The 17,272-nt window shown below is 67.3% G+C and carries 16 protein-coding genes; 13 read left to right on the top strand and 3 right to left on the bottom strand.

Annotated elements, in window-relative coordinates; all coding sequences use genetic code 11:
* Positions 1-126 precede the first annotated feature (126 nt).
* The gene (locus EJO71_RS04240) at positions 127-1,158 is read right to left on the bottom strand and encodes a putative 2-aminoethylphosphonate ABC transporter substrate-binding protein (protein ID WP_171022427.1); all 1,032 of its coding nucleotides are present in this window, start codon (positions 1,156-1,158) and stop codon (positions 127-129) included.
* Between the two features lie 165 nt (positions 1,159-1,323).
* Here EJO71_RS04240 and EJO71_RS04235 point away from each other — a divergent pair, with 165 nt between their 5' ends.
* From EJO71_RS04235 to EJO71_RS04215, 5 genes are read left to right on the top strand one after another with little or no spacing between them, the layout of a single operon-like run.
* Positions 1,324-2,052, top strand: coding sequence for a phosphonate utilization associated transcriptional regulator (locus EJO71_RS04235; RefSeq protein WP_125947991.1), 729 nt, complete (start codon positions 1,324-1,326; stop codon positions 2,050-2,052).
* Between the two features lies 1 nt (position 2,053).
* A complete protein-coding gene (gene phnA, locus EJO71_RS04230) occupies positions 2,054-3,280 on the top strand; it encodes a phosphonoacetate hydrolase (protein WP_125947992.1) in 1,227 nt (408 codons plus the stop codon).
* A gap of 21 nt (positions 3,281-3,301) precedes the next feature.
* Entirely contained in the window at positions 3,302-4,753 is a 1,452-nt protein-coding gene (phnY, locus tag EJO71_RS04225) for a phosphonoacetaldehyde dehydrogenase (RefSeq protein WP_125947993.1), read from the top strand.
* A gap of 2 nt (positions 4,754-4,755) precedes the next feature.
* Positions 4,756-5,325 carry a phosphonate degradation HD-domain oxygenase gene (locus tag EJO71_RS04220; RefSeq protein WP_125947994.1) on the top strand — a complete coding sequence of 190 codons (570 nt, stop codon included), beginning with the start codon at positions 4,756-4,758 and terminating at the stop codon, positions 5,323-5,325.
* A gap of 8 nt (positions 5,326-5,333) precedes the next feature.
* Positions 5,334-6,722, top strand: coding sequence for an FAD-dependent oxidoreductase (locus tag EJO71_RS04215; protein WP_125947995.1), 1,389 nt, complete (start codon positions 5,334-5,336; stop codon positions 6,720-6,722).
* A 24-nt stretch (positions 6,723-6,746) separates the two neighbouring features.
* Here the strand turns inward: EJO71_RS04215 and EJO71_RS04210 are convergent, their stop codons facing one another.
* Positions 6,747-8,102, bottom strand: a complete 1,356-nt coding sequence (locus EJO71_RS04210) for an aspartate aminotransferase family protein (protein ID WP_125947996.1) — start codon at positions 8,100-8,102, stop codon at positions 6,747-6,749.
* Between the two features lie 105 nt (positions 8,103-8,207).
* Between EJO71_RS04210 and EJO71_RS04205 the strand changes: the two genes are divergently transcribed.
* Positions 8,208-9,170: a LysR family transcriptional regulator gene (locus EJO71_RS04205; protein WP_125947997.1), complete on the top strand. Its 963-nt coding sequence runs from the start codon at positions 8,208-8,210 to the stop codon at positions 9,168-9,170.
* Between the two features lie 15 nt (positions 9,171-9,185).
* Here EJO71_RS04205 and EJO71_RS04200 read toward each other — a convergent pair whose 3' ends face one another.
* Complete coding sequence (locus EJO71_RS04200; protein ID WP_125947998.1) at positions 9,186-9,950, bottom strand: FadR/GntR family transcriptional regulator; 765 nt, start codon at positions 9,948-9,950, stop codon at positions 9,186-9,188.
* 311 nt (positions 9,951-10,261) lie between these two features.
* On the opposite strand from EJO71_RS04200, the gene EJO71_RS04190 reads away from it, so the two are divergent.
* The 7 genes from EJO71_RS04190 to EJO71_RS04160 all read left to right on the top strand — a co-directional run bounded on the left by EJO71_RS04190 (position 10,262) and on the right by EJO71_RS04160 (position 17,272).
* Complete coding sequence (locus EJO71_RS04190) at positions 10,262-11,467, top strand: ABC transporter substrate-binding protein (protein WP_125948000.1); 1,206 nt, start codon at positions 10,262-10,264, stop codon at positions 11,465-11,467.
* Between the two features lie 93 nt (positions 11,468-11,560).
* A complete protein-coding gene (locus EJO71_RS04185; protein ID WP_125948001.1) occupies positions 11,561-12,421 on the top strand; it encodes a branched-chain amino acid ABC transporter permease in 861 nt (286 codons plus the stop codon).
* Positions 12,422-12,432: 11 nt separating this feature from the next.
* A complete protein-coding gene (locus EJO71_RS04180) occupies positions 12,433-13,392 on the top strand; it encodes a branched-chain amino acid ABC transporter permease (protein ID WP_125948002.1) in 960 nt (319 codons plus the stop codon).
* The gene (locus EJO71_RS04175; RefSeq protein ID WP_125948003.1) at positions 13,389-14,156 is read left to right on the top strand and encodes an ABC transporter ATP-binding protein; all 768 of its coding nucleotides are present in this window, start codon (positions 13,389-13,391) and stop codon (positions 14,154-14,156) included. Before EJO71_RS04180 ends, EJO71_RS04175 begins: the two co-directional genes overlap by 4 nt.
* Positions 14,153-14,863, top strand: a complete 711-nt coding sequence (locus EJO71_RS04170) for an ABC transporter ATP-binding protein (protein ID WP_125948004.1) — start codon at positions 14,153-14,155, stop codon at positions 14,861-14,863. Before EJO71_RS04175 ends, EJO71_RS04170 begins: the two co-directional genes overlap by 4 nt.
* Before the next feature lie 40 nt (positions 14,864-14,903).
* On the top strand, positions 14,904-16,160 hold the full coding sequence (locus tag EJO71_RS04165; protein WP_125948005.1) for a Zn-dependent hydrolase: 1,257 nt from the start codon (positions 14,904-14,906) through the stop codon (positions 16,158-16,160).
* A complete protein-coding gene (locus EJO71_RS04160; protein ID WP_164546770.1) occupies positions 16,157-17,272 on the top strand; it encodes an ABC transporter substrate-binding protein in 1,116 nt (371 codons plus the stop codon). Before EJO71_RS04165 ends, EJO71_RS04160 begins: the two co-directional genes overlap by 4 nt.

The raw sequence follows: 17,272 nt of genomic DNA, 5'->3' as shown, positions 1-17,272 counted from the left end.
GAGGGACTACAGGCCTGTCGAACCGATTCGTGGGACACCGCGGAACCGGCTTTGCCGGGCCGCAGGTGTCGCCCCCGGCAGGGGGTTGGCGAAGCGACACGAAGTGCGCGCAGCCTGGGGCGAGCCCTATTTCGGCTCGGCCTTGCCTTCGTAGCGCTTGCTCCATTCCGCCAGGATGCGCTCGCGGTTCTTCGCGGCCCAGTTGATGTCGTTCTTCGCCAGCAGCTTCTCGTAGTTGTCCGGAATGCCTTCCAGCTTCGATGCCACGCCGGGGTAGGCCACCACCGCCCACCATGTGGAGGTGATCTGGTTGGCTTCCTTGCTGGCCATCCAGTCGGCGAAGCGCTTGGCCTGCGGGAGCTTTGCGCTGGTCTTCATGACGCCGGTGGCCTCGATGTCCCAGCCCAGGCCTTCCTTCGGAAAGATCAGGTCGACCGGCGCGCCCGACTTCTTGACCTGGTGCGCGCGGAACTCGAACGAGATGCCGATCGGGAACTCGCCCGCGCCGGCCTGCTTGCAGGGCTTGGAGCCGGAGTGCACGTACTGGGCGATGTTCTGGTGCAGCGCGTCCATGTACTTCCAGCCTTCGGCATCGCCCATGTTCTGCAGCCAGGAAGACACGTCGAGATAGCCGGTGCCGCTGGAGGCCGGGTGCGGCATCGAGATGGTGCCCTTGTAGACGGGCTTGGTCAGGTCCTTCCAGCTCTCGGGCTTGGGCAGGCCGAGCTTCTGGGCTTCGACGCGGTTGAAGCAGATGGTTGCCGCCCAGACATCCATGCCGACCCAGGCCGGCGGGCGGGCGCTGTCGGAGTAGGCGGGGTTCAGGTCTTTGAAGCCCTTGGGCTCGTAGGGCAGGAGCATGCCTTCCTGCTGCAGCAGCGCGAGGCTGCTGGCGGCCAGGCCGGCCACCACGTCGGCCTGCGGGTTGGCTTTTTCGGCCAGCAGCTTGGCGGTGACGATGCCGGTCGAGTCGCGCACCCACTTCACTTCGATGTCGGGGTTGGCTTTCTCGAAGGCGTCCTTGTAGAGCTTCATGGCGTCGGTCTCGAGCGCCGTGTAGACCAGGAGGGGAGTCTTCTGCGCCCAGGCGGCGCCGGCCATGAGGCCTAGCGCCGTGACGCACAGGGCCGCCGCGAGACGGCGCGTGCTTTGTTTCATCGTCATCTTGTTTCTCCTGAAGTGGCTTGCTGTCACAGGGGTGAGTGAGTGGCGGGCTCCGGCGCGTGGCGTCCCAAGGTCCGGTGAAGGCAATGTAGATTGATGACTTAAGACTGTCAATAAAAAATTGTTGACAGTTTTCAATTCCTCGGGAAAATACGCCCCATGGTCACCAGCAATCACTCCGCCGCCCTCGCGTTTCTCCAGTCCAGCTCGCTGCCGATGCTGATGCAGGAAGAAATCGAGCGTTTGATCATGACCGGCGAGCTCCCCGTGGGCAGCCGCATCAACGAGAGCGAGCTCTCCCAGCGCTTCAACACCAGCCGCGGCCCGATCCGCGAGGCGCTGCGCGCGCTGGAAGAGGCCGGCCTCGTGCGCAACGAAAAGAACCGTGGCGTCTTCGTGCGCGAGATCGCGTTCGAGGAAGCCGACGAAATCTACGAACTGCGCGAGGCGCTGGAAGAAATCATCGGCCGGCGCGTGGCGCTCGCCATCAAGCCCGACGCTGTCGAGCGGCTGCGCGCCATGCTGGACGCCATGCGCTCGGCGGCCCAGGCGCAGGACGTGGAGCAGTACGCGCAGCTCAACCTGCAGTTCCACGAAATCCTGCTCGACACGGCCGGCAGCAAGAAGCTCACGGAAACCTACAAGCGCCTGGTCAAGGAGCTGCATCTTTTCCGGATGCGCGCGCTCGACAGCGGCGGCGGCCTGCGCGTGTCGGCCGACGAGCACCGCGACATCGTGGACGCCATTGCCAGCGGCAACCCCGACACGGCCGGGCGCGCGCTGCGCCAGCACGTGGCGGGCAGCCGCGCGCGCATGCACAAGGCCTTCGGCCGCGCCGGCACGGACGCGGCGACCGCATCGAACAACCCACCTCAAAAGGAAGTCTGAAATGACACCGGAGACACTCGAAGTCAATGCCCGCAGCTACCGCTGGATGAGCCGACCCGTGGTGGTCGTGTGCGTCGACGGCTGCGAGCCGGCCTACCTCGACGCGGCCATCGCGGCTGGCGTGGCGCCGTACATCGATCGCATGAGGAAGACCGGCGCCGACCTGCTGGCCGACTGCGTGGTGCCCTCGTTCACCAACCCGAACAACCTGTCGATCGTCACCGGCGCGCCGCCGGCCGTGCATGGCATCTGCGGCAACTACTTCTTCGACCGCGAGCTCGGCCAGGAAGTGATGATGAACGACCCGAAGTACCTGCGCGCCGGCACCGTGCTCGCCGCCTTCGCCGACGCGGGCGCCAGCCTCGCGGTGGTGACCGCGAAGGACAAGCTGCGCAAGCTGCTGGGCCACCGCATGAAGGGCATCTGCTTTTCCTCCGAGAAGGCCGATGAGGCCACCATCGCGGAAAACGGCATCGACGGTGTCGTCGAGATGGTCGGCATGCCAGTGCCCTCGGTCTACAGCGCCGAGCTGTCGGAGTTCGTGTTCGCAGCCGGCGTGAAGCTGATGGAGTCGCGCCGCCCCGACCTGATGTACCTGTCGACCACCGACTACGTGCAGCACAAGGCCGCGCCCGGCAGCCCCGCCGCGAACGCCTTCTACGCCATGATGGACGGCTACCTCGCGCGGCTCGACGCGCTCGGCGCCACCATCGTGCTCACGGCCGACCACGGCATGAACGACAAGCACGACGCGCAGGGCGCGCCCAAGGTCATCTACCTGCAGGACGTGCTCGACGACTGGTACGGCCAGGACGAGGCGCGCGTCATCCTGCCCATCACCGACCCCTACGTGGTGCACCACGGCGCGCTGGGCTCCTTCGCCACCGTGTACGCACCCGACGAGGCCCGCGTGCCGGGCTGGATCGACCGGATGCAGGGCCTGCCGGGCATGGAGCTGGTGCTCTCGCGCAAGGACGCGGCGCGGCGTTTCGAGCTGCCGCCCGACCGCATCGGCGACATCGTGGTCGTCAGCGAGCGCAACACCGTCATCGGCACCTCGGCCAGCCGGCACGACCTGTCGGCGCTCGAAGTGCCGCTGCGCTCGCACGGCGGCGTCTCGGAGCAGCGCGTGCCGCTGATCTGCAACCGGCCCGTCACCGGCATCGCCGCCGACCGCCGCCTGCGCAACTTCGACGCGCTCGACCTGGCCCTGAACCACGCGCAATAACCGAACGCCCCGGAGCACCCCATGAGCCAAGCTACGTTGTTGAAGCCAGGCATCGTTCACAAGGAAGCGCTGCGCATCGCCGGAGAAAAGGTCTGGCGCGACCGCACGATCGAGGTCACCTACCCCTACACCGGCGAAGTGATCGCCACCGTGCCCAAGGCCACGCTGGAAGACCTGCGCGTTGCCTACAAGATCGCGCGCGACTACAAGCCGACGCTCACGCGCTACGAGCGCTACCGGATCCTCATGCGCGCGGGCGAAATCATCGCCTCGCGGCTGGACGAGATCTCGCGCGTCATCACGCTCGAGTCGGGCCTGTGCCGCAAGGACTCGCTGTACGAAGTGGGCCGCGCCTCCGACGTGCTGCTGTTCGCCGCCAATCAGGCGCTGGTGGACGACGGGCAGGTGTTCTCCTGCGACCTCACGCACCACGGCAAGAGTCGCAAGGTCTACACGCTGCGCGAGCCGCTGCAGGGCGCGATCACCGCGATCACGCCGTTCAACCACCCGTTGAACCAGGTGATCCACAAGGTGGCGCCGTCGATTGCCACCAACAACCGCATGGTGCTCAAGCCCAGCGAGAAGACGCCGCTGTCGGCCTTCATCCTGGCCGACATCCTGTACGAGGCGGGCCTGCCGCCGCAGATGCTGTCGGTGGTCACGGGCGATCCGCGCGAGATCGCCGACGAGATGCTCACGCATGCGGATGTCGATCTCGTCACCTTCACGGGCGGCGTGGCCATCGGCAAGTACATCGCGGGCAAGGCGGCCTACAAGCGGCAGATCCTGGAGCTGGGCGGCAACGACCCGATCATCGTCATGGAAGACGCCGACGTCGAGGAAGCCGCGACGCTGGCCGCCAGCGGCTCCTACAAGAACTCGGGCCAGCGCTGCACGGCCATCAAGCGCATGCTGGTGCACGAGGCGGTGGCCGACCGCTTCGTCGAACTGCTGGTGGAGAAGACGCGCTCGCTCAGGCACGGCGACCCGATGGACCCGGCCACCGACGTCGGCACGGTGATCGACGAGGCGGCGGCGAAGCATTTCGAATCGGTGGTCAACGAGGCCATTGCAGGCGGCGCGAGGCTGCTCGTCGGCAACGTGCGCAACGGCGCGTCGTACTCGCCCACGGTGCTCGACCGGGTCGACCCCGAGATGACGGTGGCGAAGCAGGAAACTTTCGGGCCGGTCTCGCCGGTGATCCGCTTCAGGAACATCGAGGAAGCGATCCGCATCTCCAACGGCACGGCCTACGGCCTGTCGTCCTCGATCTGCACCAACCGGCTCGACTACATCACGCGTTTCGTGCGCGAGCTCAACGTGGGCAGCGTCAACGTGCGCGAGGTGCCGGGCTACCGGCTCGAGCTCACTCCCTTCGGCGGCATCAAGGACTCGGGCCTGGGCTACAAGGAAGGCGTGCTCGAGGCCATGAAGAGCTTCACCAACACCAAGACCTACTCGCTGCCCTGGTAACCATGAGCCTGAGCATTCCCGACATCATCGGCCTCTTCGAATCGAAGGGCCACGCGCAGTACGACGGCGAGCCCGTCACGCAGCTCGAGCATGCGCTGCAGTCGGCGCACCTGGCGGAGCAGGAGGGCGCCGGCAGCGCGCTGATCGCAGCGGCGCTGCTGCACGACCTGGGCCACCTGCTGCACGACTTCGGCGGCACGCCCACGCAGCAGGGGCTGGACGACCTGCACCAGTACCGGTGCCTGCCTTTTCTTCGCGCGCTGTTTGGCCCCGCCACGCTGGAGCCGATCCGCCTGCACGTGGATGCCAAGCGCTACCTGTGCGCGCGCGTGCCGGGGTACCTCGAAGCGCTGTCGCCCGACTCGAAGCGCAGCCTGCAGCTGCAGGGCGGCGTCTTCGACGAGGCGCAGGCCATGGCCTTCGAGGCCTTGCCCCACGCGATGGATGCTGTTCGCCTGCGGCGCTGGGACGACACCGCCAAGCTGGCTGATGCCGGCACGCCCGGCCTCGACCACTTCGTGCGCCATCTCGAAACCTGCGCGGCCGGGCACCGGCAGGCCCTTGCCGCCTGAGGTGCCTGATGCGTCCCTTCTGGATCGAACAGGCGCTCTTCAACGACGGCGACCTCGCCCCCGCGCTGCAGGGTGAACAGAGCGCCGATGTCTGCATCGTCGGCGGCGGCTTCACCGGGCTGTGGACCGCCATCCAGGCCAAGCTGCAGGCGCCCGCGCTCGACATCGTCATCATCGAGAGCGATCTTTGCGGTGCCGGCGCGAGCGGCCGCAACGGCGGTTGCCTGCTCACCTGGTCGGCCAAGTTCCTCACGCTGCGCCGGCTGTTCGGCGAGGACGAGGCGGTGCGCCTCGTCAAGGCGTCCGAAGCGGCCGTCGGCCACATCGCGGACTTCTGTGCCGCGCACGGCATCGATGCCGAACTGCGGCTGGACGGCACGCTCTACACCGCCACCTCGCAGGCGCAGATCGGCACGCTCGATCCGATGATGCAGGCGCTGGAGGCGCGCGGCATCCACTCTTACAGGACGCTGCCGCCCGACGAGGTGGCGCGGCGCTCGGGTTCCGCCCGCAACCTGGCGGGCGTGTATTCGCCCATCGCCGCCACCGTGCATCCGGGCAAGCTGGTGCGCGGGCTGCGGCGCGTGGCGCTGGCCATGGGCGTCCGTATTCACGAACGCACGCCGATGCTGGATTTCGATGCAGGCCATCCGGTGGTCGTGCGCACCCCGGCCGGTAGCGTGCGGGCGAAGAAGCTGGTGCTCGCGATGAACGCGTGGATGGCCAGCAGCTTTCCCCGGTTCGAGCGGACCATCGCCATCGTTTCGAGCGACATGGTCATCACCGAGCGCTGCCCCGATCTGCTGCGGCAGATCGGCCTGACAGACGGCGTTTCGGTGCTCGACTCGCGCACCTTCGTCTATTACTACCGCAGCACGGTCGACGGGCGCGTCATGCTGGGCAAGGGCGGCAACACCTTCGCCCGGGGCGGCCGCATGGAAAAAGTGTTCGACGAGCGCTCGCCGTACGAAGCCGAGCTGACGAAGGCGCTGCATTCCTTCTTCCCCGCGCTGCGGGGCACGCCGATCACGGCCAGTTGGAACGGGCCGTCCGACCGCTCGGTCACCGGCTTTCCCTTCTTCGGAAAGCTCGACGGCGCACCGCACATCTACTACGGCTTCGGCTACTCGGGCAACGGCGTGGGGCCGACCTACATGGGTGGGCAGATCCTGTCGTCGCTGGTGCTCGACCAGGACAACGCATGGACGCGGAGCCCGCTCACGCACGGCCCGCTCGGCTACTTTCCGCCCGAGCCGATGCGCTACGTGGGATCGATCGTGGTGCGCAACGCGATCCGCCGCAAGGAGCTCGCGGAAGACGAGCAGCGGCAGCCGTGGCTGGTGGACCGCATGCTCAGCAAGCTGGCGAACGCCGCGGGCAAGGCCGACAAGGCCTGACCCGCGCTTGTCGCCGGTTGTGAATCAGGCCGTCTCGGCCAGCGCGTCCGCCAGCGCATTCACCATGCGATCGATCTCGGCCTTCTCCGAGATGAAGGGCGGCGCGAGCTGGATGGTGTCGCCGCCGTAGCGCACGTAGAAGCCCTTCTTCCAGCAGTTCATCGCGATCTCGTAGGGGCGGCGCGCGGGTTCGCCCGGCAGCGCTGCGATGGTGAGGCCGGCGGCGAGGCCGTAGTTGCGGATGTCGGTCACGTGCTTGCTGCCCTTGAGGCTGTGCACGGCGTTCTCGAAGTGCGGTGCGAGCGCCTGCACGCGGCCGATCATGTTTTCCTTCTGCAGCACGTCGAGCGCGGCGATGCCGGCGGCGCAGGCCACCGGGTGTGCGCTGTAGGTGTAGCCGTGCGGGAACTCGAGCATGTAGTCGGCGCCGCCCGCCGCCATGAAGGTGTCGTAGATGTCCTTGCTGGCAACCACGGCGCCCATCGGCTGCGCGCCGTTGGTGATCTGCTTGGCGATGTTCATGATGTCGGGCGTCACGCCGAAGGCTTCGGCGCCGGTGAGCGCGCCGCAGCGGCCGAAACCGGTGATGACCTCGTCGAAGATCAGCAGGATGTTGTTGGCGGTGCAGATCTCGCGCAGGCGCTTCAGGTAGCCCTTGGGCGGGATCACCACGCCGGCCGAGCCGGCGAAGGGCTCGACGATCACGGCCGCGATGTTCGACGCGTCGTGCAGCGCGATGATGTCGAGCAGGCGGTCGGCCAGCTCGACGCCGTTGTCGGCCATGCCGCGCGTGAAGGCATTCGAGGCGAGCTGCGTGTGCGGCAGGTGGTCGGCCTCGACGCCCTGGCCGAAGAGCTTGCGGTTGGCCGCGATGCCGCCGACCGAGATGCCGCCGTAGTTGACGCCGTGGTAGCCCTTCTCGCGGCCGATCAGGCGGGTCTTGCTCGCCTGGCCCTTGGTGCGCCAGTAGGCGCGCGCCAGCTTCAGCGAGGTGTCGGCGGCTTCGGAGCCGGAGCCGGTGAAGAACACGTAGTCGAGGCCGGCGGGCGTCATGTCCTTGATCTTGTTGGCCAGCTCGAAGGAGAGCGGGTGGCCGAACTGGAAGGCGGGCGAGTAGTCGAGCTTGGCGATCTGGCGGCTCACCGCCTCGGTGATCTCGGGGCGGCCGTGGCCGAGGCCCGAGCACCACAGGCCCGAGAGGCCGTCGAAGATCTTGCGGCCGTCGGCGTCGGTGAAGTAGGCGCCCTTGGCTTCCACGACGATGCGCGGATCGGCCTTGAAGTTGCGGTTGCCGGTGTAGGGCATCCAGTGCGCGTCGAGCCAGGCGGCGTCGGTGCGCACGGTGGGCGTCGGTTCGATGGCGGGCGTTGCGATGGTCATGGCGTTTCCCGCGCAGGGCGGGCTCCGGGGTGATGGGATGCGCCGATTGTTGGTAGAGCCTTCAGTGTGGAGAATGGCGCAATATCAATGTTCACTTGACGTTTTATGCAAGTAAAGGCCAAAGCCCAAGCCGGTACCCAAAGCGGTGCCCGCAACCGCGCCGTTCTGGGGCAGCTCAGCGACATGGACCTGCGCCTGCTCAAGGTGTTCAAGAGCGTGGTCGACTGCGGCGGCATGGCGGCCGCCGAGCTGGAACTGAACATCGGCACTTCCACCGTGAGCCGCCATGTGAAGGACCTGGAAACGCGGCTCGGGCTGGTGCTGTGCCGGCGGGGCAGGGCGGGCTTCGCGCTCACGGCCGAGGGGCAGCGCGTGTACGACGAGACGCTGCGCCTGCTGGCCTCGGTCGACGCCTTCCGCGGCAGCATCGACGACATCCACAACCGCATGGGCGGGCAGCTCGACGTGGCGCTGTTCGACAAGACCGCGACCAACCCGCAGGCGCACATCGGCGAAGCCATTGCCCGCTTCACCGAGATTGCACCCGAGGTGAAGCTGGCCGTGCACGTGGGCTCGATCAACGCCATCGAGCAGGGGGTGCTGGAGGGCAACTTCCAGATCGGCATCATCCCGGCGCACCGCGCATCGAAGAGCCTCGTGTACGCCGACCTGTTCGACGAGACCATGCTGCTGTACTGCGGCGCGGGGCATCCGCTCTTTGGCGTGAGCCACGACAAGCTCACCTGGACCAGGCTGCGCGAGCACCATTTCGCGGGGCTGGGCTACCACTCGCCCAACATGGAGCTGAGCCACCGCGCGAAGCTGTCGCGCATGGCCACCGGCTTCGACCAGGAGGCGATCGCGACGCTGATTCTTTCGGGGCGCTTCCTGGGCTTTCTGCCCGATCACTACGCGCAGGTGTTCGAGGAGCGCGGGCTCATGAAGGCGGTGCTGCCGGCGCGCTTCAACTATGCGTGCCGCTTCGTCAGCCTGCTGCGGCGCTCGCCGAAGCCGTCGCGGGCGGTGCTGGCGTTCCAGGAGTGCCTGGAGCAGGCGCACCGGAAGTAGAAGAAGTAGTGGAAGTCAGCGCGGGCTGCTCGGCAGCAGCAGGTGCTTGGCACCGATGTGCGCTTCCATCTCGTGCATGTGCTGCTCGGCATCGACCATGTGCTCTGTCATCAGCCGTCGCACCTCGTCGGCGTCTTCCTTGCGGTAGGCCGCCAGCAGCTGCGTGTGGTAGTCGACGTTCGCCTCGCCGAAGTGGTGATGGTCGAGCGCCTTCTTGTAGACCACGAGGTCGCGCAGCAGGTCGTTGAGAAAGCGGCACATGAAGGAGAGCACCGGATTGGGGCAGCTTTCCGCCAGCATGGTGTGAAAGGCCAGTTCGGCTTCGCGCTGGATGCGCAATTCGTCCTCGCTGGTCGGCTCGACCGTGCAGAGCCGCACGTTTTCTTCCAGCTTCTCGAATTGCTCCGGCGTGAGCCGGCCCACCACGCTCACCGCCAGTTCGGGTTCCAGCGCCTTGCGCAGCTGGTAGATGTGATGGCCGTCGAGGTGATGGAAGTGCAGGAAGTTGCGCAGCGGCTCCGACGCATGGTCGACCGACACCTGCTGCAGGTAGGCCCCGCCGCCGGGGCCGGTGCGGATGGAGATCAGGCCGCGCACCTCCAGCGCCTTCAGCGCCTCGCGCACCGTGCTCTTCGAATAGCCGAAGAGCTCGATCAGTTCCTTCTCGTTCGGTAGCCGGTCGCCGGGCTGCTTGCGCTCCGCCACGATCCATCGCTTGACGTCTTCGACGATGACGTCCGAGAGCTTTTGCCGCTTCGGGCGGTTCTGCCCCACTTTCATTCGCTCACCCCCAGGCTGCGCGCACTTCGTGTCGCTTCGCCCACCCCCTCGCCGGGGGCAATGCCAGCGGCCCGGCAAAGCCGGTTCCGCGGCATTTCACGATCAGATGGAGACGAATTCATGCGTTCGGAGCGATGGAAAAACAGAAGGTGACCTGTAAGCAGGTATTGGGCCCCAAGGGGAGCGCCGCAGATTTTGGCACGGCTGTTGCTAGAGGGTTTTTACCAGCATATTAATCCAATTTATCCGCTTAAATTCGCCGCGATCGCAGGCATCCCTTTTCCTTACTCCCCACCACGACCGGAGAACTCATGCAACGCAGACAACTTCTTCAGCTGGCCGCCCTGTCGGCCGCTCCCGCCTCGCTCCTGGGCGGCCGCGCGGCCTTTGCCCAATCGGCGGACGCGATCCGCTTCGGCTGCCCGGTCCCGATGTCGGGCGCCTTCGCGGCCAACGGCAAGTTCGCCGACCTGGGCATGAAGCTGGCCATCGAGCAGTACGGCAGCGTGCTGAAGCGTCCGCTGGCCTACACGGTGCTCGACACCGAAGGCAAGCCGGCCACCGCCGTGCGCAAGGTGCAGGAAGCCTCGCAGCAGCAGGGCGCGAAATTCTTCGCCGGCGGCATCCTGTCGTCCGAAGCGCTGGCCATGGGCAAGGAAGCCGAGAAGGCCGGCGGCCTCTTCATCACCACCGCAGGTGCCGACGAGATCACCGGCAAGGACTGCAACCCCGCCACCTTCCGCTGGTCGGTGCCCACCTTCGGCGCCATCGAGCAGACGGTGCGCCCGCTGATCGCCTCGATGCCGAAGGCCAAGCGCTGGTACACGATCACGCCGCAGTACGTGTTCGGCGACGGCCTGCTGAGCGCGGCCAAGAACATCTTCCAGGAGAAGGGCATCGAGCACGTGGGCAACAGCTACCACTCGCTCACCGAGAAGGAGTTCAGCGGCTACCTCACCAACGCCATGGCCGCCAAGCCCGACGTGCTGCTGCTGCTGAACTTCGGTGCGCAGTCGTCGGCCGCGCTGCGCCAGGCCGTGAGCTTCGGCATGCACAAGAACATGACGATCCTGATGGCCTGGGCCTCGGGGCTCGAGCAGTTCGACGAGCTGGGCGCCGACCTGTGCGACGGCGTCTACTTCGGCGCGCAGTACTGGCACACGGCCGACACGCCGCTCAACAAGGACCTGGTGAAGCGCACCGCCGACAAGCTCAAGATCGTGCCCAACTACAGCCTCGCCGGCTCGTACATCTGCACCAAGATCCTGATCGACGGCATCGTGAAGGCGGGCTCCGTCGACCAGAAGGCGGTGATCGCCGCGCTCGAGGGCATGAAGTTCGACGGTCTCACCGGCAGCGAGGAAATCCGCAAGGCCGACCACCAGGTCATCAAGGACTACTACCTGCTCAAGGGCAAGGCCAAGTCGAAGATGAAGGATGCGGCTGACTACGTAGACGTGGTGAGTTCCGGCAAGTCCTTCCTCGCCGTAGACAAGACAGGCTGCAAGCTGGCCTGACGCCGCCCGGCCCGGTGCCTCCGCTCGCACCCGCTCTGGGTGCGGCGGGGCTCCGGTCCGCCCGCACGTACCTGCGCGTACCCCTCGACTCCCATGTCCGTCTACCTGCTACAGACCATCAACGGAATCGGCATCGGCATGCTGTATTTCCTGCTGGCGGTCGGCCTGTCCATCGTGTTCGGCCTGCTGCGCTTCGTGAACTTCGCGCACGGGGCCTTCTACCTGCTGGGCGCCTATCTCTGCTTCCAGGCCCTTCAATGGGGCATGAACTTCTGGCTCGCGCTGGTGCTGGTGCCGCTCTTCGTGGGCGCGCTGGGCTGGCTGGCCGAGAAGCTGCTGCTGCGCCGCGTGTATGCCAAGGCGCATGAGTTCCACATCCTCGTGACGGTGGGCCTCGCGCTCGCGGTGCAGGAGATCGTGATCGTGTTCTGGGGCCCGCTGGGCAACAGCGTGGCCACGCCCGACCTGCTGCAGGGCGTGGTGATGTGGGGCGCCTTCGTCTACCCCAAGTACCGGCTCTTCGTGATCGGGTTCACCGCCGTGCTCGCGGTGCTGCTGTGGTGGGTGCTCGAGGGCACGCGCCTGGGCAGCGCGGTGCGCGCGGGCAGCGAATCGACCGAGATGGTGTCGCTGCTCGGCATCAACGTGTTCCGCGTGTTCAGCCTGGTGTTCGCGCTCGGCGCGGCCACGGCGGCGCTGGCCGGCGTGCTGGCCGCGCCCATCCGCGGCGCGGAACCCTTCATGGGCGTCGAGGCGCTGGCCGTGGCCTTCGTGGTCGTGGTGATCGGCGGGCTCGGCAGCTTCGGCGGCGCGCTCGTGGGCGGCCTCCTGATCGGCATCGTGCAGAGCCTCATGAGCACCATCTGGCCGCCGGGCGCGAGCCTGATGGTCTACATCGCAATGGCGGCAGTACTGCTGTTGCGCCCGCATGGCCTGCTCGGCCGCAAAGCATGAACGGACGCGCCATGCCGAGAAAAATCACTTTCCTCCTGGCACTCATCGCGGTGCTGGGCCTGCCGCTGGTGCTGAGCTCGGGTTCGCTCGCGAGCGAGGTGCTCATCTACGCGCTGGCCGCGCTGGGCTGCAACCTGCTGCTGGGCTACACCGGGCTGCTCTCTTTCGGGCAGGGCATCTTCTTCGGGCTGGGCAGCTACACCATCGCCATCCTGCTCACGCGCCTGCACCTGCCCATGCCGCTCGCGCTGGCCGCGGCAGTGGCCATGGGCGCGCTCGGCGCGGCGGTGGTCGGCTGGGTCGCGATCCGCCAGCGCGGCACCTACTTCGTGATGCTCACGCTGGCCTTCGCGCAGATGTTCTATTTCATCGCCTACACCGCCACCGACCTCACGGGTGGCGACAACGGCCTGCTCGACGTGCCGCGCCCCGGCTTCATGGACACGCCGTGGAAGTACTACGCCTTCGTGGCCGTGATGTTCCTCATCGCCTTCGGCCTGCTGCTGCGCGTGACCGACTCGATCTTCGGCCGCACGCTGCTCGCCATCCGCGACAACGAGGACCGCGCCGCCGCCGTGGGCTACGACTTGAAGCGCTTCAAGCTGCTGGCCTTCGTGATCTCGGGCGCCGTCACCGGCCTCGCGGGCGGGCTGCACGCCATGATGACCGGCATCGCGCCGCTGTCGAACGCCGAGTACCACACGAGCGAGATGATCCTGGTCATCACCGTGATCGGCGGCACCGGCAACCTGTTCGCCTCGGTGCTGGGTTCGGCCTTCTACGTGCTGCTGGCTGACTGGCTCTCCACGCTGTGGCCGCGCTGGCTGCTGTTGCTGGGCCTGCTGCTGATCGGCGTGAGCATCGGCATGCAGCGCGGGCTCTGGGGGGTGGGCGAGGGCGTCTGGAAACGCATCTTCCGCAGGACGCCGGCGGCTCCGGCCGCGCCCGCCGCGCAAGGAGAGAAAGCATGAGCGACGTACTCATCGAAGCCACCGGCGTCACCAAGCACTACGGAAAGTTCGCCGCGCTCGGCGGGGTCGACCTGAAGATCCGGCGCAACACCGTGCACTCGGTGATCGGCCCCAACGGCGCGGGCAAGACCACGCTGTTCCACATGCTCACCGGCACCGGCATGACCACGGGCGGGCGCATCCTGTTCGACGGCCACGACGTCACGCGCGAGCCTGATCACCGACGAGTGCAGCGCGGCATGGCGCGTTCGTTTCAGGTCACGGCGTTGTTCCTGAGCCTGTCGGTGCGCGAGAACCTGCGCGTGGCGGCGCAGGGCATCTCGCCGCGCCAGGCCATGAACTGCTGGCGCGCACCGGTCGGCGAACTGGCCCGCACGCAGGTCGTGGACGAGGTGCTGCAGCGCATCGGACTGGAACGGCTGGCGAACACGGCGGCCGGCGAGCTCTCGCACGGCCAGCAGCGCCGCCTCGAAGTGGGCATGGCGCTGGCCGCCAGGCCGAAAGCGATCTTCCTCGACGAGCCGACGTCGGGCATGGGCATCGACGACCTCGACGACATGAAGCAGCTCATCCGCGGCCTGCGCGACGGGCACACCGTGGTTCTCATCGAGCACAACATGAACATCGTGATGGACATCTCCGACACCGTGACCGTGATGCAGCTCGGCCGTGTGCTGGCCGAGGGGCTGCCGGGCGACATCCGCGCCGACGCGCGCGTGCGCACCGCCTACCTGGGCAACATGATCACGGGGGGCAAGGCATGAAGAACAACATCCTTGAAGTCGAGGGCCTGCACGCCCACTACGGCAAGAGCCACGTGCTGCAGGGCGTGTCGATGACCGTGGGCGAGGCCGAGTTGGTCACGCTGCTGGGCCGCAACGGCGCGGGCAAGTCGACCACGCTCAAGAGCATTGCCGGCGCGGTCACGCCCACCGGCGGTCGCGTTCGCTTCCAGGGCGCGGACATCGCGGGCCTGGCGCCGCACCGAATTGCCACGCGCGGCGTGTGCCTGGTGCCCGAGCACCGCGGCATCTTCAAGCTGCTGACCGTGGAAGAGAACCTGATGCTCGGCCTGCGGCGCGAATCGCCGTGGCAGCTGGCCGACATCTACCGCATCTTTCCGCGCCTGAAGGAACGGCGGCGCAACGGCGGCGGGCAGCTCTCGGGCGGCGAGCAGCAGATGCTGGCCATCGGCCGCGCGCTGATGAACCACCCGCGCCTGCTGATCCTCGACGAGCCTGTCGAGGGACTGGCGCCGGTGATCGTCGAGGAGATCGTCGCCCAGCTCAAGACCATCAAGGCAGCCGGCGTGGCGATCCTGCTGGTCGAGCAGAACCTCGAAGTTTGCGTGCAGCTGGCCGACCGCCACTACATCGTGGAGCAGGGCGTCATCGTGCACGAGGCCGGCAACGACGCCTTCATGGCCGACCACGAGGTGAAAGACCGCTATCTGGGCGTGGGCCTTGCTTGAGGCTTCCCGCAGTCCTTTCCTCCATCTTCCTGAAACAGCCATGAAAAACTCACACACCGAACTCCGCATCGACGGCCAGCGGCTCTGGAACTCGCTGATGGAACTGGCGCAGCTCGGCGCCACCGAGAAAGGCGGTGTCTGCCGCATTGCGCTGACCGACCTCGATCGCCAGGGCCGCGACCTGTTCGTGCGCTGGGTGCGCGAGGCGGGCTGCGAAGTGCGCGTGGACGCCATCGGCAACATCTTCGCGCGCCGCGCCGGCCGCAACAACGCGCTGCCGCCCGTTACCACCGGCAGCCACATCGACACCCAGCCCACGGGCGGCAAGTTCGACGGCAACTACGGCGTGCTCGCGGGGCTCGAGGTGATCCGCAGCCTGAACGACGCGAAGGTCGAGACCGAGGCGCCGATCGAGGTGGCGGTGTGGACCAACGAGGAAGGCTCGCGCTTCGTGCCCGTGATGATGGGCTCGGGCGTGTTCGCGGGCGCCTTCACGCTCGAACATGCGCTGGTGCAGCGCGACAACGACGGCGTGAGCGTGTCCGAGGCGCTGGCTTCCATCGGCTACGCGGGCAGCACGCCGGCTTCGGCTGCCGCGTCGCCCGTGGGCGCGTACTTCGAGGCGCACATCGAGCAAGGCCCGGTGCTCGAGGCCAACGAACGCGTGATCGGTGTCGTCGAGGGCGCGCTGGGCCAGCGTTGGTACGACGTGGTGGTGCAGGGCATGGAAGCCCACGCCGGCCCCACGCCGATGGAGCTGCGCAAGGACGCGCTGCTGGCCGCCTCCGAACTCGTGATCGAGGTCAACCGCATCGCGCTCGCCCACGCGCCGCATGGGCGCGGCACGGTCGGCTGGATCGACAACTATCCAAACTCGCGCAACGTGATCCCGGGCCGCGCGAAGCTCAGCGTCGACCTGCGCGCGGCCGACGACGTGGTGCTTTCCGCCATGGATGCCGAGCTGAAAGAAGCCGTGCAGCGCATCGCCACGAAGGGCAAGGTCGAGATGTCGGTGGAGCAGGTCGTGTATTTCCAGCCGCAGCCCTTCACTCCCAAGCTCGTGTCCGCCGTACGCGAAGCCGCGCAGGCGCAGGGCATGACCTGGATGAACGTGATCAGCGGCGCGGGCCACGACGCGGTGTACCTCGCGCGCGTGTGCCCCACGGCGATGATTTTCGTGCCCTGCCTCGACGGCATCAGCCACAACGAGATCGAGGACGCGCAGCCCGACCATCTCGAAGCCGGCTGCAACGTGCTGCTGCAGGCCATGCTGCAGAGCGCGGGAGTCGCATCGTGAAGACGTGGCGCCTCGCCCTGGCGGCGCTGGCCCTCGCCTGGACTGCCGCGGCGCCGGCCGCCGAGCCCATCCTCGTCGGCCAGTCCGCCGTGCTGACGGGCCCGCTGGCGCCCAACAGCCTCGCGTTCATGGAAGGGCAGAAGCTGCTGTTCGACCAGCTGAACAAGGCAGGCGGCATCGGCGGGCGGCCCGTGAAGATGATCACCTACGACGACGTCTATGCGCCCGACAAGGCCGCGGCCAACGCCGAGAAGCTGCTCGGCACCGACCGCGTGGTCTGCCTTTTCGGCACCATGGGCACGGGCATCGGCGCGGCCATGGTGCCGGTCGCGGCGAAGTACGACAGCTTCATCTTCGGCGGACTGACCGGCGCGGCCGTGCTGCGCGGACCGAAGGTGCCGATCTACCACGTGCGCGAGTCGTACGCCGACGAGGTGCACCGCGTGATGAACCACCTGAAGACGGTGGGCGTGGTGCGCATCGCCGTCGTGTCGAGCGACGACGCGTATGGCAAGGGCATCGAGAAGGATGCGCTGGAGGCGCTGCAGAAGAACGGGCTGTCCCCGGTGCTGACGCTGCGCTTCGATCCGCAGGACAAGGAGCCGTCGCGCACCGCGCAGCAGGTCATCGCCAGCGGGGCGCAGGCGGTGTACGTCATCGCGGCGGGCATGCCGGCGATCAACGTCATCCGCGCGCTGGTGGCGGCGCCGGTGCATCCGCAGATCTACACGAACTCGGTGGCCAGCTCCTTCCTGCTCTACAAGGAACTGGGCGAGAAGAGCCGCGGCATCGTGCTGTCGCAGGTGATGCCGCCGTTCTGGAAGACCCGCTTCCCCATCGTCGACGAATACCAGCGAGCGCGCAGGAGCGCGGGCAGCGAGGGCGAGGGCTCCTACCTGGGCCTGGAGGGCTACATCACGGCCAAGGCGTTCGCGGAGGCGCTTCAGCGCGTGAAGGGGCCGATCACCACGGACTCGCTCAGGCGGACCATCGAGACATCTGTGCCCATGGACCTCGGCGGCTACGCGCTTGCGTTCAAACCCGACAACCGCAACGGCTCCAGCTTCGGCGACATCACCATGCTGGCGAGCGGCGGAAAGTTTGCCCAATGA

This window comes from Variovorax sp. 679 (genome assembly GCF_003952185.1).
In the GTDB taxonomy this organism is placed as follows: domain Bacteria; phylum Pseudomonadota; class Gammaproteobacteria; order Burkholderiales; family Burkholderiaceae_C; genus Variovorax.
This window is presented reverse-complemented; position numbering and strand designations above follow the sequence as displayed.